Here is a 16247-nt window from a genome sequence, read left to right as displayed (position 1 = left end):
CGGGGGGGGAAACCCCGCCGTTTTTTTAAGAACGTGTTAACCTCAAGATTGCACTAATTTGCATATAGAACCTTGAGGGAAATCGGTCGATGCCATTGAGATTCGAGCTCGCCGTCGGCGAGCGCCTTTATGTTGGTCGTGGCGTGATCACCAATGGCCGCACACGTTCGATGTTCATCCTTGAGGGTAATCTCCCTGTTTTGAAGGAGAAAGACGTGATCCCGACAGGCGACGCGGCTACGCCGCTTGAGCGCCTATACGTCCACGTGCAAGAGTCCTATCTTCATGAAAATCCGATCGCACCAGCTGCGTATAAAAAGCTTGCTGTGCAGGTAGCGGCAGATTCACCCGAAATCTATCGAGATCTTACGGAAATCGATGCCTTGATCACCACTGGAAATCTGTACCGCGCGCTCAAATTGCTGCGTGTTCTGATCCGCGCAAGCGAGCAAACAGCAGCGAGGTAGAGATCTGCACCGTTTCAAATTTCTTATAATCTTTGGGTTTTGAGACGTCCGTTCAAGCAGCGTCCGGATCCGTTCATATTCCGCCTTTCCGGTCACTCGCAGTCGTTGGCATTGAATCCTCCAGCATCGCTCGCGCCAGTCGGCTCTCGAGCGCTGGCTTAGCGGATCGTGCCCATCCCCTCGGTGTTCGACGATTGGGCGGTGGCGTCATCCTTCTTCGGCGTCTGACGCTCCCGTTCACGCTCTTTCATCATCTCCTCGTATTTGGCGGTACCGGGCCGGGGAGGCGCGTCGGCGGGAAGCCCGCCGGCCCATTGCGGAATCCCGTCAGCCATTCCGGCCGCCAGATGCGAATTGATGCTAGTGCATCCACCCAGGCACACGATCGGCAGGAGGCAAAGCGGGATCAGGATTCGGCGCGCGGAGTTCATTTTTGCCAAATGTGTTATAGCGAGGAAATTGCGGGGCATCGGCCTTATTATTTCTCTGTCTCAACGAATCATTTACCGACTGACTTTTCTGGGCCGGGCGCGCTGCGCAGGCAAGGTGGTCAAAAATACCCGAATTGCGGCGACTCTACGAGCAACGCCGTTCCATCGGGGACAACAGCGTCCCGCGTCTTGCAACTCAGGTATGGATCCGGTCTTTAGATACCGGGATGCTGCCGGGCGGCGCGGTGACCGCGGGATAACCGCTCGCCAGGCCTGGCGCAGCCGATGGCCGCACGGCGGCGAGACTGACGGATAACGCGGCGACCGGGCCAGGACGTGGCGTCTCGTCGGCTACTCGCAGCTCAAGATCAATGAATGCGGGTTTGCGCAAGCTTTGCAAATTTTGAGTGGGCTTATCAGAAAAGGTGCTGCATCATGGGTGCCAACGAACGATCCGGCAAACCGACGGACTACACTCCGGAAGCCTGCGCCCTGGTGGCTAAACTGATGGGTTCGGGGCATTCGCTAACCGGAGCCGCCGGCGCGATGGGAGTTTCTCCCGAGACGCTCAGGCGCTGGATGGATACACACGAAGAATTTAGAGACGCAGTCTCGAGGGGAAAGGCTGCACGAGTCTACGCTCTTGAACGCCGGATGCTTGCCAGCGAGAACACGGCCGTTGTCAATGCCTGCCGCTTTGCCTTGATTAATGCCGCACCCGGGGAATGGCAGGCGAAACCAGTAGTCCCTGAGGAAACGGGCGAGAGTCCAATCCAGCAGCTTGCGAGGCAGCTCTCGGGCAATGCAATTCGCCCGCGACTGCCGGAGGCGTATGTCATCGAGCAAAACCCTGTTGCCCCACGCGCACTCGGATCGCAGCAGACCGTAACCATAGATGACGGGGATGATGACAAGCCACGCTTTCACACGATTTCCCGCGAAAGCCACGAGGAGGAATAAAGCGGAGGCGTAACATCGTTTGTGGCAGCAAGGCACTGAACCGAACACATCCGGTTATCATACGCCTCACCGGGCGTGAGAGCGAGATGAACCGGCAGGCCGGTGGTGTCCACGACCGCGCGAATCTTGCTGGTTGGCCCCCCTCGCGAGCGACCCATATCCTGATGATTGTTGTCCGCGACACAGGCTCCGTGCTGGTTCACGCGAGCACGATGGAGGTATCGATCATCTGCACCGCCGCGTCGTGACCGGCAGCCAGCGCTTCCATGATCTGGTCCCAGACGCCAGCCCTTCGCCACCGTACGAAGCGATTGTAACAGGTGGTGCGAGGACCATAGGCTGCTGGCAGGTCACGCCATGGCGCACCAGAGCGCAGAACCCAAAAGATGCCATTGAGCACGAGACGGTCATTTACCCGCCGAACGCCGCGTGGCTTGTTGGGCAGCATCGGTTGGTCGCGGTCCATTCATAATCGCTGAGTTCGTAGCGCATCATTCGAGGCCCCAGTTTGGGAGCTTGAATTACGGACGTGGCGGCATCATCAACCGCAATGGCCCGCGGGGCTGCCGCTAATGCGCTGAATTTACTTCCGCTTTCGCGCCGCAGCGGGCACGGCGGAACCTGCTGGCTGGGCCCGGCCGGGAATGACCCGTTCGACCATGTTGCAGTAGCAACGCCGATCCCGGTCCTGTCGAAGCTCTCGTTGGAGCCTATATTATGCTGCCTCCTGAGCGCGAAACGGGATGAGGCGGCAGAAGTTGGAGTTGGCGGACAACGGAACCGAGAGTCGGATGCAGCCGTTTTTGGGCACGCCTGCTGAGCAAAAAGAGCCACCATGTCGAAGAGAGGACGGATGATCCTTTGGGCGTTCGTTAGCGCCGCCGTTGTCGCGGTGATTGCCGCTGCAATAGCAGGCCCGATCATGAGTCGTGTAGAGCAGCCCGAATATCAGGTAACCAGCTCCGAGGGCTCGACAGAGATTCGCGAATACGGTGCGATGATTGCGGCCGAAGTCGAGGTCAAAGGTGAGCGCAAGGCCGCCATCAACGAAGGCTTCCGGCTGATCGCCGCCTACATCTTTGGGGCCAACGAGCCGAACGCGAAGATAGCCATGACCGCTCCGGTCCAGCAGCAAGGCAAGCAGAGTATCGCTATGACGGCGCCGGTTACCCAGCAAGCCCGGGACGGTGTCTGGACGGTGAGGTTTATCATGCCGAAGAGATGGACGCTGGAGACGCTACCCGCGCCGACGGATAAGCGCATTAAGTTACTGCCTGTGCCGGCCAAGCGCATGATAGCAATCCGCTTCTCCGGGACCGCTGATGACGGTTTGCTCGCGGCCAAGACGGCCGAACTTAGAAAATATGCTGCTGACCATAAGCTGTCCGTGACCGGCGAGCCTCTTCTCGCCTTCTACAATCCGCCTTGGACGTTACCGTTTTTCCGCCGCAATGAGATCATGATGGAATTCGCCGGGCCCTAGCAGTGTCACTCTGGCGCATCTCCGCTACGAGGTCCGGTGTCAACAGACCTGTCAAGAAAGCATCTACAGACGGAAATTTGGGTGTGGGTTGGCTTCAACCTGTTCGTCGAAGGCTTGCTCGCGCTCGACCCCTTAGAGGCGGTCCAAGGGGTCGGTTTGGCAGCGTAGCTGCCTTCCGTATTGCCACTGCGTGAACTTGCCGATCCTGTGACCGAAGGCTGCTCGCGTCAGCGCCTCCTCCGCGCCGCGCTAAGCTGCCACGCGCGGCGCTGACAGCCTCAGCTTGGACGACCGAGCGGTCCTAAACGGCAAAGCGTTGTTGCGGATGACATTGTTGCTATGGGAGCAGCGCGAAACGTTTTAGGATAGTTGCCAGCGGTTGTGGGGATTTCTGCATGAACAAAATTGCTAATTAGTAATGGTACAAATTGTAGCACGCGGTTGCGACGAGCGCGTCTTCTGCTAGATAGGCATTATCACCATCAACCATAGGAACCATTGTGCCTAAGACAGCTAAGAAGCCAGTGCGCGTGCCGTACACCAAAGAACATGTCAAGGAATTGCGGGCGCACTCACGAGCCAGAACACCTGTGAAGAAGATCGCGAAAGTCATGAAGCGCACTGAAGGGTCGATCAGACAAAAAGCACTAAAGCTCGGCATCGGTATCGGCCATTGTCGGTAGGTCCATCAGACTCGGTTTAAAAAATGGCCCCGATTGAGGGGCCATTTTGTTTTAGTCCTCGTCGTCCCAATCATGACGGTGGCGCCTAATGATCACGCGCTCGCCATCATGACGTTTATACCACCCACGATGCCAGCCATGATCATGATGTCGATACCCTCTGTCATAATCACGATAATAGCGCGGGCCGTAGTAGCCGTCGTCACCGATGCGGACACTAAAGCCCTCGGCGCTAGCTACTGCAGGGGCCGCTAACGCAAGCGCGGCCACAAACGTAAAAGCGAGTTTTCTCATTTGTCATCTCCAGTTAGGCGGTTCGAAACATAACTGGAGGGAGTGAGAACCGTTCCCGAGCCCAGCGCCGCGGTTTTCTGAACGAATATTCAGGAAGCCTACCTATCACCTCTACTGGCTAATGTGCTGCTCATTTGACGGGATATAGGCGACCTTCCGCTCGCAGTCCCAAATCTCAATAGCGCAGCCGTCCACGAGCTGGAGAGCCTCAATGCGGGCCGAGTTGTCGTCCCTGCAGCTAATAATTCTTGGCTGACCTTGGATTCGATCTCTCTGGTCTACTCGGAAGAAGCGGTACTCGATCATTCGCGTGCCTTTGAACTAAATTGGTCAGAATAAAACCATATACCTGAGACGATGGCGTTCTTTCGGCAGAAAAAACTCCACGTCAAAAAAAGGATTGCGCGGGAACCGTGCTTAATTAACGACTAATTCACTCAATTCGGTTTTGAGGGCCGCAGCTGTCAACCCAGTCGTAAATCTCTGAGCGTGTCGCTCGCAAACTATGGCGTGGCCGTCCCCACAATTACGCGCTCGGGTGGTGCAGCTGGCGAACCACTCCGCCGGTGATTGCTTCTTGCGCGGGTTGGAACCAGCGATTTCCAACCAGATGTTCTTTTGCAGAGACAACTACTAAGCTGTTGTCCGCGTGCGCAGAGCTCATCACCGCAACGGCAAGAACAACGATCAGCCAGTATTTGGGCGCTCTCGTTACTGCGCCACCTGTTGCGGCAGCATCGGCGTCAGAGAACATCAAATGGCGAACCGCCGTGCCCACCGAACGGATGCAAGGGCGAAGCAGGAGCAAAGCGACTCCGCGAACGCTTCGAAAAAAAATGCAAAAATCCAACGCAACGGTTTGTGGGTGAGGCTGCTCGGGCCGCGGCTGCGCGTGCCAGCTGAGCATGCTCCCGCGCTGCCCGATCCCATCATCATGAATGCCATGCGCGAGTTCAACGCGCGATGAGAGGCAGAAAAACAGCCGCCGAGGGATGGCTCAAGCGGCCTCTAGTTCTAAGCCGTAGGCCGCAGCCCCACAGCCCATCGTGCGCACCGCCTTTAGCTTGTTCGCGGCCATGCGCCAGCATGCTTAACGCAGCTTCGCAATTTTGGCTGTATCTTCAAGGCAACAGCGCGATTCTTGTAAGTCGAGTCCTTTCGCGAAGTGGCGGTCCGGGACATGAGCACCCGCTGCGGCCTCTTACTGCCTCCTATCAAGCGCGAGGCGATAGGAAGCTTTAGCTGCCATGAAGGGAGCTTAGTTTATTGACAATCGAAACGGTCGCATCAGGCACAAATACCGATCCCGTCTGGTCGTCTGTGAAGAACGCTGATCCGGCTCATGACAAGCAAAGGAATTGGCGCCATCGCGCAGTCGGATTTGCAGGCAGGGACTGCCTTGCTTGAGGTTGACAAGCTTTTCGAGATCAGCGTCCACGGCAGGATCGGGAGGCTCAGCGATCTCGTGCGCCTAGGGGCGCTGGAAGTTTCCCGCGGCCTCGGCGCAATCTGAGTATGCCGATGGTCGCTGCCGCCGGAGATAGGTATTAGCGTGGCCGCGGCGGGCGGGGTATACTTTGAGGTAGCGATACGGGGATCCGCCGCCAAACAACCCCGTCGCAACAATCAGGTTCTCGCATGAAGGATGACGGACAGAAGAGCCTGCTGCAATGGCTGGCTCCTGAGTTTGCAGCGAAGGGCGTCCTGCTGAACGAGCCCTGGGTGCAGGTCAGCGCGCGCCAGGTCGAGAGCATGTTCCCGGTCAAGCCGTTGGCGATTGCGGCCTTGACGATGGTTGTGGTCGAACCTTTCGCGATCGATTATCTGCGACAAGCTCCGGTTCTCGTCGTCGCGGCGGCGCAGGGCATGGAGTGCTTCCGGCCAATGGAACGGGAATTTGTTCTGAGGAATTGGCAGACGATCGTCCATGATCGCCCGAAATTGCGTGACCTCCTGAAATACTATGGACTTGTCCGGCCATTGCGGGCTCTCAAGGGAGAAGCGTTCCATGCCGGCCCGGCCGAATATCAGGTCATCCAGAATTTGTGCGATGTTTCGCCGTCGCCGCTGGCTCAGGCGATCCCCACGTCGATCCGCCCCCAGCATAACTGGCTGCGTGCGCTCGGTGAATGGTCCGAGACCATGTGTCGTCGCGAACAGAGCGCCAGGGCCCTTTTCGAATGGGCCGTATGCGCGATGGGCAATCATGCGGAGGCCGGCGGCACGCTGGATCAGGCCTCCGCCGTTGCGGATTATGCGGCGATCCATATCGACACCTTCAATCGGCGGTGGAGCTATCAACGTGCTTTCCGAGCCGCGCTCGATTGGCACGACGAACTCGCGCGAGCGAGCAGCGAGAAGGCGTATTTCCTCACCCACAAGATGGGATGGGACGAGGTGATCGACTACGGCGACCTGCCGGGGAGCGTGACGATCGAAGGCTACGAAATGGTCGCGCTGCAGACCGGCGCGGCGCTTCACGCCGAGGGGGCGGACTTGCATCATTGCGTCGCGAGCTACGCGGGAAATGTCATAAGAGGATTCAGCCGGATTTTCTCGGTGCGCAGGGACGGGCGGCGGGTCGCAACCTTCGAGATCAGCAAGTCGGGCTTCTTGCTTGCCTCAGGCGAATTTCTTCAATTGCCCTCCGCCAAGGGACCGCTTTACAAGCTCATTCAGCTCAAGGGACCCTACAATGCCGAGGTCCCGCAGGAGATCGAACAGGCCATCCGCGCCTTTATTTCCGGTCTGAACGAAACCGCCCGCGCCCTCGAATGAACGTTGGCCCTGGCCCCCTGCAAGACCTGATCGATCGCCAATCTGCCTGACTGCGGCTCGCATGCCGCTATCACCGCGATCTACATAACGCCTTGAAAATAAATGGATTTATTGGATTGTCCAGGTTGACAAGCCGCCGGTGCATGCCGATGTTTCACGGCAGGGACGGAGCCTGCCAGGGCGATCCGTCGGGTGTATGCCCGCTTATCGGTCCGCCGAGTAAAGGCCGTTCCACGAACCTTCAAAACGGGCGGCGCTGATAAGTTGACTGTCGAACAAAACGAACGAGACGACGAAAGGAAAGTCCCCAATGGCCAATACGACCGCGGATCTCGAGGGGCTCCTCACGCAGCGTTCGCTAACCGACGCGCAGCTTCTGGCTGCGGTAGAGGCTTCGGCGGACTTTCGCATCCTGCCTGACGCCACGGTCCTCAAGATCGGCGGACAGAGCGTCGTCGACCGCGGCCGCGCGGCGGTTTACCCGCTCGTGGACGAGATCGTCTCCGCCCGCAAGAACCACAAACTGCTGATCGGGACCGGCGCAGGGACCCGCGCCCGCCATCTTTACTCGGTCGCGGCCGGGCTCGGCTTGCCGGCCGGTGTGCTGTCGCAACTCGGGGCCGCGGTCGCCAATCAGAACGCCGTTATGCTGGGGCAGCTTCTCGCGAAGTACGGAATCTCCGCGGTCGACGGCGCCGGGCTTTCGGCCGTGCCGCTCTACCTTGCCGAGGTGAACGGCGTCGTCTTCAGCGGCATGCCGCCTTACGGCCTCTGGATGCGCCCCGCCGCCGAGGGCGTCATTCCTCCGTACCGGACCGACGCCGGATGCTTCCTTGTCGCCGAACAGTTCGGCTGCAAGGCAATGATCTTTGTGAAGGACGAGGACGGCCTCTACACGGCGAACCCGAAGACCTCGAAGGACGCCACCCTGATTCCGAAGATCTCGGTGGCCGAAATGAAGGCCAAGGGACTGCACGACTCGATCCTCGAATTCCGGATGCTCGACCTGCTGGAGTCCGCGCGCCACGTCCGTCAGGTGCAGGTCGTGAACGGCCTCGTCCCCGGCAATCTGACCCGCGCGCTCGCCGGCGAGCACGTCGGCACCATCATCACCGCGAGCTAAGAGAGATCGTCATGGCCAACACGACCAACACCATCAAGCACGTCGCTTCGCCGCTCGCGCGCCAGACCCTGCTCGACAGCGAACTCACCGACCCCGTCGCCGGAAAGCGACCGATCCGGCTCCTGCCCTGGCTGCAGGTGGTGAAGATCGGGGGCCGCTCCATCATGGATCGCGGCCGGGACGCGATTCTTCCGATCGTGGACGAGATTCGGAAACTATTGCCGGAGCACCGTCTGCTGATCCTGACCGGCGCCGGCATCCGCGCCCGCCATGTCTACGGCGTGGGTCTCGATCTCGGCCTGCCGGTCGGCTCGCTCGCCCCGCTCGCCGCGACGGAGGCCGGCCAGAATGGCCACATCCTGGCGTCTCTCCTCGCGCCGGAAAGCGTCTCCTATGTCGAGCATCCCACCATCGCCAATCAGTTGGCGATCCATCTCTCCGCGGCCCGCGCGGTCGTGGGAAGCGCCTTTCCTCCCTATCACCATCACGAATTTCCGGGCTCTCGTATCCCGCCTCACCGGGCCGACACCGGTGCGTTTCTGCTCGCCGACGCGCTCGGAGCGGCGGGCCTCACGATCATCGAGGACGTGGATGGCGTGTATACCGCCGACCCCAATGGTCCGGATGGAAAGAAGGCGCAATTGCTTCGCGAGACGAGCGCCGCCGACCTGGCAAAATTCAAGGGTACGCTGCCGGTCGATAGGGCGTTCGTCGAGGTGATCGCGACCGCGCGCCACATCGAGCACGTGCAGGTCGTGAACGGGCTCGTACCGGGTCGGCTCACCGCCGCGCTGCGCGGCGAGCACGTCGGCACGATCATTCACACAGGCGCACGTCAGGTCTGAGTTTAGTTCCGCGTAACGATCTGATGCTGCAGAAACGGGCCGGAGCAATCGTTCCGGCCCGTTTCCTGTCAGGACAATACAGTGCTGATTTCGAAGCAAGCCCTCTGGACGATCGGACCTCCGGACGAACATCCGTCCCGATGTCTGGGGTGTTTCGCCTGAGGCCGAAGGCCGCGCAGCCCCGCCCCCCCTTCGTGACTTTTCCGAGAGCTGTCTGAGACCGACTCCAGCCTGCAATGGCGCTTCCGTTGCGGTGTAATGTGCGCTATATAACGTACGCTATATAGTATTTCTATATAGCGTAGGGGCGGGCTTGGATGGCGATTGAAGCGCTGGTCACGCTGAAAAGCGAGAACGTTCCGGGGGTCGGGCGCGAGCGGTTGAAGCTGCTCGAGGCGGTCGCGCGCGAGGGCAGCATTTCGGCGGGCGCACGGGCGATCGGGATCACCTACAAGGCGGCGTGGGACGGCCTCGATGCGATGGCCAACCTTTTCGGAAAGCCGTTGCTGGTCAGCCGGGCGGGCGGGCGCGCCGGCGGCGGCGCGACGCTGACGGCGGCCGGTCACACCGTCATCGAGGCGTTCAGAAGAATGGAAGCGGAGATGGTCCGCGTCCTGCGGACGGTCGAGCCTGAACTTGCCGAGGCCGGCGTTTCTCCCCTGGATCTTGTCTCCGGATTTCTCATGAAGACCAGCGCACGCAACGCGATCCGCGGCAGCATCGTCAAGATCGTCTCCGACGCGCTGAGCGCCGAAGTCGAAATTTCGGTTTCGCCGGAAACGACGATCTTTTCGCTCGTCACGCACGCCAGCATGGAAGAGCTGGGGTTGTGCCCGGGTCGATCGGTGACCCTGCTGATCAAGGCGCCGTTTGTCGCTATAGCGACCGGCAAGACAGCGCCGAAAACCTCTGCGCGCAATTGCATCCGCGGAATCATCAGCCGATGTGAGGCGTCCGATGTAAACGCCGAGATCATCCTCGATATCGGCGCCGGCAAGACGCTCACGTCAAGCATTACATCGCACAGCGCCAAATCGCTTGGCCTCTCTCCGAGAAAGCCCGCATTCGCTCTTTTCGATGCAGCGCACGTCATCATCGCGATCAACTGATATGCTGTCAGAAACGCGCATTGTCGCAGGCGGCTATATACCGCTGCTACCGCCTTTATTCGGGACAGGCTCGAAAGCCATGCCGTCGCCTGATTCCATGAGACGAAAGTGACGGTCGTCAAAGTCGCCATATGCGGCGATGACGATCGACCTGATCGAAGCCTCGGCCTTCAGGAGCATTTCGTCGAATTCCCCTTCGGGGGTTGAGTCCGCAACGACGCCGCCTCCAACGCCGATCGAAAACCTTCCGTCAGCCGACACGATGGAGCGGATCACGATGCTCAGGTCGGCGGAGCCATCGTCACCCAGCCAGCCAAGCGCGCCGGAATAGATGCCGCGGGCGCGCTGTTCCAACTGGTCGATATGCTCGAGGGTGCGGAATTTCGGTGCCCCGGTCATCGATCCTCCCGGAAATGCGCCGCTGCGCAGCAGGTCGATGACCGTGTGCCCCGGCTTCAAAACGCCGCGTATGGTGCTCACCAGTTGGTGGACGGTCTGATACGTTTCCACATCAAACAGGTTTGGCGCCGATACCGTTCCGCTCTCGCAGCAGCGCGACAGGTCGTGACGCAGGAGATCGACGATCATGCCGTTCTCCGCCCGGTTCTTTCGGCTGTGCCGCAGAGTTTCGATCAGCCTGTTGTCTTCCAGCGGATCGGCATCGCGCCGGATCGTTCCCTTGATCGGCTTTGCTTCGATGTTGCCGGCTGCATCGACGGCGAGAAATCGCTCCGGCGACGCGCTGAGGAGGGCTCCGCCAGGCCATTTGAGGAAAGCCGCGAACGGGGCGGGGTTGACGCGTCGCATGGTGCGATAAACCTGCAGCGGCTCGACTGTGGCGGCGCAGGAAAGCTCGTTGGTCAGACAGACCTGATAGGTCTCGCCTTGCGCGATCAGGTCGAGACAGCGCGCGACCTTGGAAAGGTAGCTGGCTTTTCCGTCCCTCATGAGAAACTCGAGCGGCTTCCCGCCGGGCGCGTGGGACGATTCCATAGATGGACGCTGAGCCGATTCGATTTGCTTCAGTGTCGATTGGATCCAGTGCTGCGCGCGGCCGGCCTCGCCGGGATCGTCGATGGCGCACAAATAGGTCTTTCCATCCAGATGGTTCACCGCGATGAATCTGTCCGCATGGATGAACAATGCGTCGGGCGTTGCCGCGCGCCGCTTCGTCGGCGAACCGCAATCATGTCGCAGCTCGTAACCGAACCAGCCGACATGCCCGCCGACGAAAGGACATGGCGGCGCCGATTGCGGGGGAGCTGGATGCTGCCTTTGGAGATACTCGAATATGCCGATGGCTTCGGTTCGGTGACCGTGAGCATCGTCGATCGCAATGGTTCGCTCGCTGCTGCGATACTGGAGAGTCGATGCATGCGGCCCGGATGCGTCCCCCATGTAGGACCATTGCGCCAGCGCCGATCCGGCGAGACTGCTGTCGAGCCAGAAAGCGAAGGGTTGGTCGGCAAACAGCGAGCAGAACGCAGCCTCGGTGTCGATCGCGCGCGGTATCTCGAGCCAGAATGCCTTGCGGGTCGCCGCGGTTGGCGCCGGGGCGTGTCGCTTGCGCGCGCGCGACGGAGCCGGCGTTGATGGTTTTCCAGCGGCGCGAAACGACAGGTCGCGGAAATTTCGCAGCAGGATATGGCCGTCTTCCGTCAAGATCGACTCGGGGTGAAATTGAACGCCCCATTGCGGCCGCGCCCGATGGGCAATGGCCATGACGAGGCCGTCTTCGGTGCGGGCGATTTCCTCCAGGGCGGAGGGAAGGGGACGCCCGACCACAAAGGAATGGTAGCGCGCCGCATTGAACAACGGCTGCATCCCTGCGAAGAGGCCGAGTCCGCCGTGTACGATTCTGGACGTGCGTCCATGGACGAGAGAGGGAGCCCGCGTCAGTGATGCGCCTGACGCAATGGCGATGCCCTGATGGCCAAGGCACACGCCGAGCAGGGGAACGGTGGCCGCTTCGATCGCAGCCCTGCACAGGCCGAAATCCGCCGTCCGGTCGGGTCGTCCCGGACCCGGCGAGATGACGACGTTATCGAAGCGTTGTCCCGAGAGTTCATCCCAGGTCGCTGCATCGTTGCGGACGACGAGGGGCTCTTCCTGATTAATTTCTGCGATCAACTGCACCAGGTTGTAGGTAAATGAATCGTAGTTGTCGATTATCAGCGTCCTCACCAAAATGACCTCGACACGCAGTGGCGTCCGCAGGAAGCGGCGGACGCGAATAGATTTACCGGGAACGATCCGCAGGCGGCGGCCAAGGTCGCTGTTTAATCGAGGTCATCTCAAAGCGGAACCGGATTCATCGCCGCAACCGGCTTGGTACGCTGCCGATGGGCGCAAATGGGCCTTCCAAGAGGCCGTTCGCCGGGGTGAGCATCCGGCCGGCACGCTCCGCGCTTGTCGCGGGAGTTTGGAGCCGGGCAAATTGCCGTTACAGGCCGGTGGGCAGCAAGACGAGAGCCGCAATCGAATCCGGAAGGGCCCAGTGCGCGGCGCAGCCATCGCAGCGATGACGGCCTGTTCGTTCAGTGAAGGCTGAGCGAAGCTCCGCCTGCGATATCTATGGCCACCACTTCCAAGCCGGCCATGAGGGTCTTGCGTGCATCCTCGATACGGCCTGCCCTGACCGAGACGTTCGCGAGTTTGCTAAAAATGCCGGGAACCGCGGGTTGCAGGCGGATCACCTCGCGATATGCTTCGGCGGCATCGAGGAATTGGCCCAGAGCTTCGCAGCATTGCCCGAGCAGAAGCCACGGCTTATAGTTATCGGTTCGCACCAGCGTCAGCCGTTCGAACAAGCGTCTTGCCGCTGCGTGGTCGCCCTTGCAAGCGAGAAGCTGGCCGTACCGATACAGCGTGTCCTCGTTGCGCGGGTCGATCTCCAGAATCCGGCGATATCCCCGCGCGGCCCGATCCAGTTTGCCGGCTTGATGCAACTCCGTCGTTTTCCTCAATAGGTCCTCGGTCATCCGCAAGCCGAGTCTCCTCCACAATCGCAAACCGGTTGATTCATTCGCGCTTCGATGTGCCTTTCTATCGTTCGCGGAACGCCCGGGACATGCTGTCCTCGATCGGCTTCATGATGTACTGGAAGAACGTCCGCTCGCTGGTCTTGATGAAGACTTCAGCCGGCATGCCTGGCGTTGGACTGAAGCCGTGGATTGCCGCAACTTCCGAATTGTGAAGCCTCACGCGAACCACATAGATGTCGCTCGGTCCGGTCTGCTGTGATTTTTTCTCGTCGGCAACAGTATCGGCGGAGAGGTAGATGACGTCCCCCGAAACCATCGGCGTGACGCGCTGGCTGAGCGCCGTCAGCCGAACCATCGCCTCCTGCCCGTGTTTGACCGAGTCGATGTCCTGCGGCCTCACCCGCGCCTCGATGATCAACGGTTCGTTGAGCGGCAACAACTCCATGATGGGTTTGCCCGGCTCGACCACTCCGCCGCGCGTATGGAAACGCAATTTGACGACCACGCCCTTGACCGGCGCCCGGATCGTCGTGCGATCAAGAACGCCTTTCGCGCTCAGCATCCGTTCCCGGACGTCGACCATCTCGCCGCGGATTTCGTGCATCTGCTCGACCGCCGTTTTGATCGCGGTTTTCCGGACGCCGTTGATTTGCTCGACCGCCCGCGCGATCCGCTCCTTGGCGTCGCCGATATCGCCCATGATGCGGCCGACCTCGCCCTCGAGATTGGCCTGGCTCCGTTGCAGAAGCAGAACGTCCGGCTTGCGCACGAGGCCGGCGGCCAGAAGCTGCTCCTTGGTTTTGATATCCTCTTGAACGAGCGCGATCTGACGCCGCACACCGTCAAGTTGAACCTTGGACCCGGCGATACGCTCGTTGAGGGCCTTGATGCTGTCCTCGATACCGGCAATCTCGCTGTTCGTGTTGTTGCGTTGGGCGGTGAATGTGAGAACCTGTGCGCTGACGATGCTGCGTATTTGCGGATCTTTCGAATCCGCCGTCAGATCGGGCGGAAAGTGAATTTCCGGGTCCTCGCGGACCTGTGCCTGCAAGCGGGCATCGACTGCCGTCAATCGCGCGTTGCGAAGGAAAAGCCGCTGCATCTCGGCTTTTGCGGTGGTCTGATCCAGTTCGACCAGAATCTGACCCACTTCGACGGTGTCGCCTTCGTGAACCATGATGTCGCGGATCATGCCGCCTTCCAGGTGCTGGATGGTCTTGTTCTGGCCGGTGGCCACGAACACGCCCGATGCGACGACTGCCCCTGCGATCGGTGCGGTATTGCCCCAGACCCCAAATCCCATGATCGTCGTCGCGATGACCGCCATGCCCGCAAGCGTGAGGCCGCGTGTCGAACGCGGCAGGTCGACATGCCAAGGGTGGTCGCCGGTCATTGTCATGCTCATGGCCGTCTCTCCGGGCTCATGTCTTTCCGTCCTCGCGATCAGGCATCGAGCATCGGCGATGCCGAGGCGGTGGGCTGTCTGCGTCCTGTCACCAACGGAATCACCTCGTCGCGCGCTCCGAACATCTGCACGGAACCGTTTTGCAGAATCATGATCTTGTCGACGCTTTGCAGCAGCGCCGGCCGTTGCGTGATAGTGACGACCGTCATGCGCTTTTCCTTGGCACGCACCAGCGCTTTCGCCAGCGCGCGTTCGCCATTCGCATCGAGATTTGCGTTCGGCTCATCAAGCACGATCAGGCGGGGGTTGCCGTAGAAGGCGCGCGCGAGGCCGATCCGTTGCCGTTGGCCGCCCGACAACGGGCTGCCATCCATGCCGATGACGGTTTCGTAGCCCTGGGCCAGTTCCGAAATCATCTCGTGAACGTCGGCGGTTTCCGCGGCATCGAAGATATCCTCGTCGACAGCGTCCGCGCGCATGCGCGCGATGTTTGCCTTGATCGAGGCCGGAAACAGTTGAACCTCCTGCGGCAGGTAGCCGACGCTTTCGCCGAACTGGCGCGGATCCCAATTGCGCAGGTCCATCATGTCCAGCCGGACATTTCCGGCGGTCGGAATGATCGAGCCGACCAGCATTCGCGCCAGCATGGTCTTGCCGGTGCCGGAAGGCCCTACGATAGCGAGTGATTCACCCGGCTCAAGCTGGAAGCTGATGCCGTTGAGGATCACCTTCTTGTTCGGCGGGGGGACATAAAGGATACGTTCAACGCTGAGGCGGCCTTCGGGACGCGGCAGCCGTAACCGTTCGAGATTCAGCGGCGAGTTCTGAAGCAGGGTCTTGATGCGGTTATAGGCCGAACGGGCCTGCACGAAGTGACGCCATCCTTCGATCGTGCCTTCCAGAGGCGCGAGAGCGCGGCTCGCGACGATCGATGCCGCGATGATCATGCCTCCGGTCAGTTCGCTCTCGAGTGCGAGGTAGGCGCCCCATCCGAGTATGGTGATCTGGGTGCCCAGACGCAGGAACTTCGAGATGCCGGTCATGATGATGTTCAGGTCGTGGCCGGCGACCTGAGCCTTGAGCGACTCCACCGTTTCCTGTCCCCAGACCTGAACGCCTTCCGGAATCATGCCCATCGCGTTGATCACCTGGGCGTTGCGCGCCATCGCCTCCGCCTGCAGGTTGGCGCGGGTTCCGAAGGCATTCGCGCGGGTGAAAGGTATCGCGGTCACACGCTGGTTGATGAGCGCGACCCCGATCAGCGACATGCTCGAGCCCAGAACGATCAGTCCAAGCTGCGGGTGGATCAGGAACACGACGGCCAGATAGGCAGGTGTCACCGGCGCATCGAAGATCGTCAGCAGGACCGGCCCGGTGATGAATGCGCGCAAATGCTGCAGGTCGGCGAGCGTCTGAAACTCCCGGCTCGAGCCGCTTTGCGCCGCTTTCGCCGCAGCGCTCAGCACCGGGCCGCCCAGGCGCGCTTCGGTCTCGACGGCAACCCTCATCAGGATGAAGCGGCGCAACATGTCCATCACGACATGCGCTCCGATCGCCAGAATCACGATCGACGAGAGCATGATCAACGTGTCGACGCTTCGGCTGGTGAGCACGCGGTCCGACATGTTGAAAAGATAGATGGGAATCGAAAGAACGAGGAGATTCACGACGAGCGAAAAAATGCC

At 60.4% G+C, this 16247-nt stretch carries 15 protein-coding genes and 1 pseudogene; 8 read left to right on the top strand and 8 right to left on the bottom strand.

The window, feature by feature from the left end; all coding sequences use genetic code 11:
- Positions 1-89 precede the first annotated feature (89 nt).
- On the top strand, positions 90-467 hold the full coding sequence (locus BGN91_RS02670) for a flagellar biosynthesis repressor FlbT (protein WP_292610405.1): 378 nt from the start codon (positions 90-92) through the stop codon (positions 465-467).
- 158 nt (positions 468-625) lie between these two features.
- On the opposite strand, the gene BGN91_RS17630 is transcribed toward BGN91_RS02670, so the two are convergent.
- Positions 626-802 carry a hypothetical protein gene (locus tag BGN91_RS17630; RefSeq protein ID WP_366408203.1) on the bottom strand — a complete coding sequence of 59 codons (177 nt, stop codon included), beginning with the start codon at positions 800-802 and terminating at the stop codon, positions 626-628.
- A gap of 531 nt (positions 803-1333) precedes the next feature.
- Between BGN91_RS17630 and BGN91_RS02660 the strand changes: the two genes are divergently transcribed.
- Positions 1334-1858 carry a hypothetical protein gene (locus tag BGN91_RS02660; RefSeq protein WP_292610403.1) on the top strand — a complete coding sequence of 175 codons (525 nt, stop codon included), beginning with the start codon at positions 1334-1336 and terminating at the stop codon, positions 1856-1858.
- On the opposite strand, the pseudogene BGN91_RS02655 reads toward BGN91_RS02660, so the two are convergent.
- Positions 1825-2350: pseudogene (locus BGN91_RS02655) on the bottom strand (IS5 family transposase); the annotation flags it as partial. The gene BGN91_RS02660 and the pseudogene BGN91_RS02655 overlap by 34 nt on opposite strands.
- Before the next feature lie 361 nt (positions 2351-2711).
- Here BGN91_RS02655 and BGN91_RS02650 point away from each other — a divergent pair.
- Entirely contained in the window at positions 2712-3341 is a 630-nt protein-coding gene (locus BGN91_RS02650) for a heme-binding protein (RefSeq protein ID WP_292610402.1), read from the top strand.
- Between the two features lie 734 nt (positions 3342-4075).
- On the opposite strand, the gene BGN91_RS02645 is transcribed toward BGN91_RS02650, so the two are convergent.
- Positions 4076-4318: a hypothetical protein gene (locus BGN91_RS02645; protein ID WP_292610401.1), complete on the bottom strand. Its 243-nt coding sequence runs from the start codon at positions 4316-4318 to the stop codon at positions 4076-4078.
- A gap of 526 nt (positions 4319-4844) precedes the next feature.
- Positions 4845-5072, bottom strand: a complete 228-nt coding sequence (locus tag BGN91_RS02640) for a hypothetical protein (RefSeq protein ID WP_292610400.1) — start codon at positions 5070-5072, stop codon at positions 4845-4847.
- Positions 5073-5075: 3 nt separating this feature from the next.
- On the opposite strand from BGN91_RS02640, the gene BGN91_RS02635 reads away from it, so the two are divergent.
- From BGN91_RS02635 to BGN91_RS02615, 5 genes are all read left to right on the top strand, one after another.
- Entirely contained in the window at positions 5076-5285 is a 210-nt protein-coding gene (locus BGN91_RS02635) for a hypothetical protein (RefSeq protein ID WP_292610399.1), read from the top strand.
- A gap of 671 nt (positions 5286-5956) precedes the next feature.
- Positions 5957-7096 carry a PcfJ domain-containing protein gene (locus tag BGN91_RS02630; RefSeq protein ID WP_292610398.1) on the top strand — a complete coding sequence of 380 codons (1140 nt, stop codon included), beginning with the start codon at positions 5957-5959 and terminating at the stop codon, positions 7094-7096.
- Between the two features lie 310 nt (positions 7097-7406).
- The gene (locus BGN91_RS02625; protein WP_292610397.1) at positions 7407-8219 is read left to right on the top strand and encodes a uridine kinase; all 813 of its coding nucleotides are present in this window, start codon (positions 7407-7409) and stop codon (positions 8217-8219) included.
- 11 nt (positions 8220-8230) lie between these two features.
- Positions 8231-9064, top strand: a complete 834-nt coding sequence (locus BGN91_RS02620) for a molybdenum storage protein subunit alpha (protein WP_292610396.1) — start codon at positions 8231-8233, stop codon at positions 9062-9064.
- Positions 9065-9381: 317 nt separating this feature from the next.
- A complete protein-coding gene (locus BGN91_RS02615; RefSeq protein WP_292610395.1) occupies positions 9382-10173 on the top strand; it encodes a TOBE domain-containing protein in 792 nt (263 codons plus the stop codon).
- Between the two features lie 33 nt (positions 10174-10206).
- Here the strand turns inward: BGN91_RS02615 and pabB are convergent, their stop codons facing one another.
- The 4 genes from pabB to BGN91_RS02595 form a co-directional block, all read right to left on the bottom strand.
- Positions 10207-12357 carry an aminodeoxychorismate synthase component I gene (pabB, locus tag BGN91_RS02610; RefSeq protein WP_292610394.1) on the bottom strand — a complete coding sequence of 717 codons (2151 nt, stop codon included), beginning with the start codon at positions 12355-12357 and terminating at the stop codon, positions 10207-10209.
- Positions 12358-12710: 353 nt separating this feature from the next.
- Positions 12711-13154, bottom strand: a complete 444-nt coding sequence (locus BGN91_RS02605; protein WP_292610412.1) for a tetratricopeptide repeat protein — start codon at positions 13152-13154, stop codon at positions 12711-12713.
- Between the two features lie 64 nt (positions 13155-13218).
- Positions 13219-14562, bottom strand: a complete 1344-nt coding sequence (locus BGN91_RS02600) for an HlyD family type I secretion periplasmic adaptor subunit (RefSeq protein WP_292610393.1) — start codon at positions 14560-14562, stop codon at positions 13219-13221.
- Between the two features lie 38 nt (positions 14563-14600).
- The coding region (locus BGN91_RS02595; protein ID WP_292610392.1) for a type I secretion system permease/ATPase at positions 14601-16247 on the bottom strand (1647 nt) is incomplete at its 5' end.

It is taken from the genome of Nitrobacter sp. 62-13 (genome assembly GCF_001896955.1).
GTDB lineage: Bacteria > Pseudomonadota > Alphaproteobacteria > Rhizobiales > Xanthobacteraceae > Nitrobacter.
This window is presented reverse-complemented; position numbering and strand designations above follow the sequence as displayed.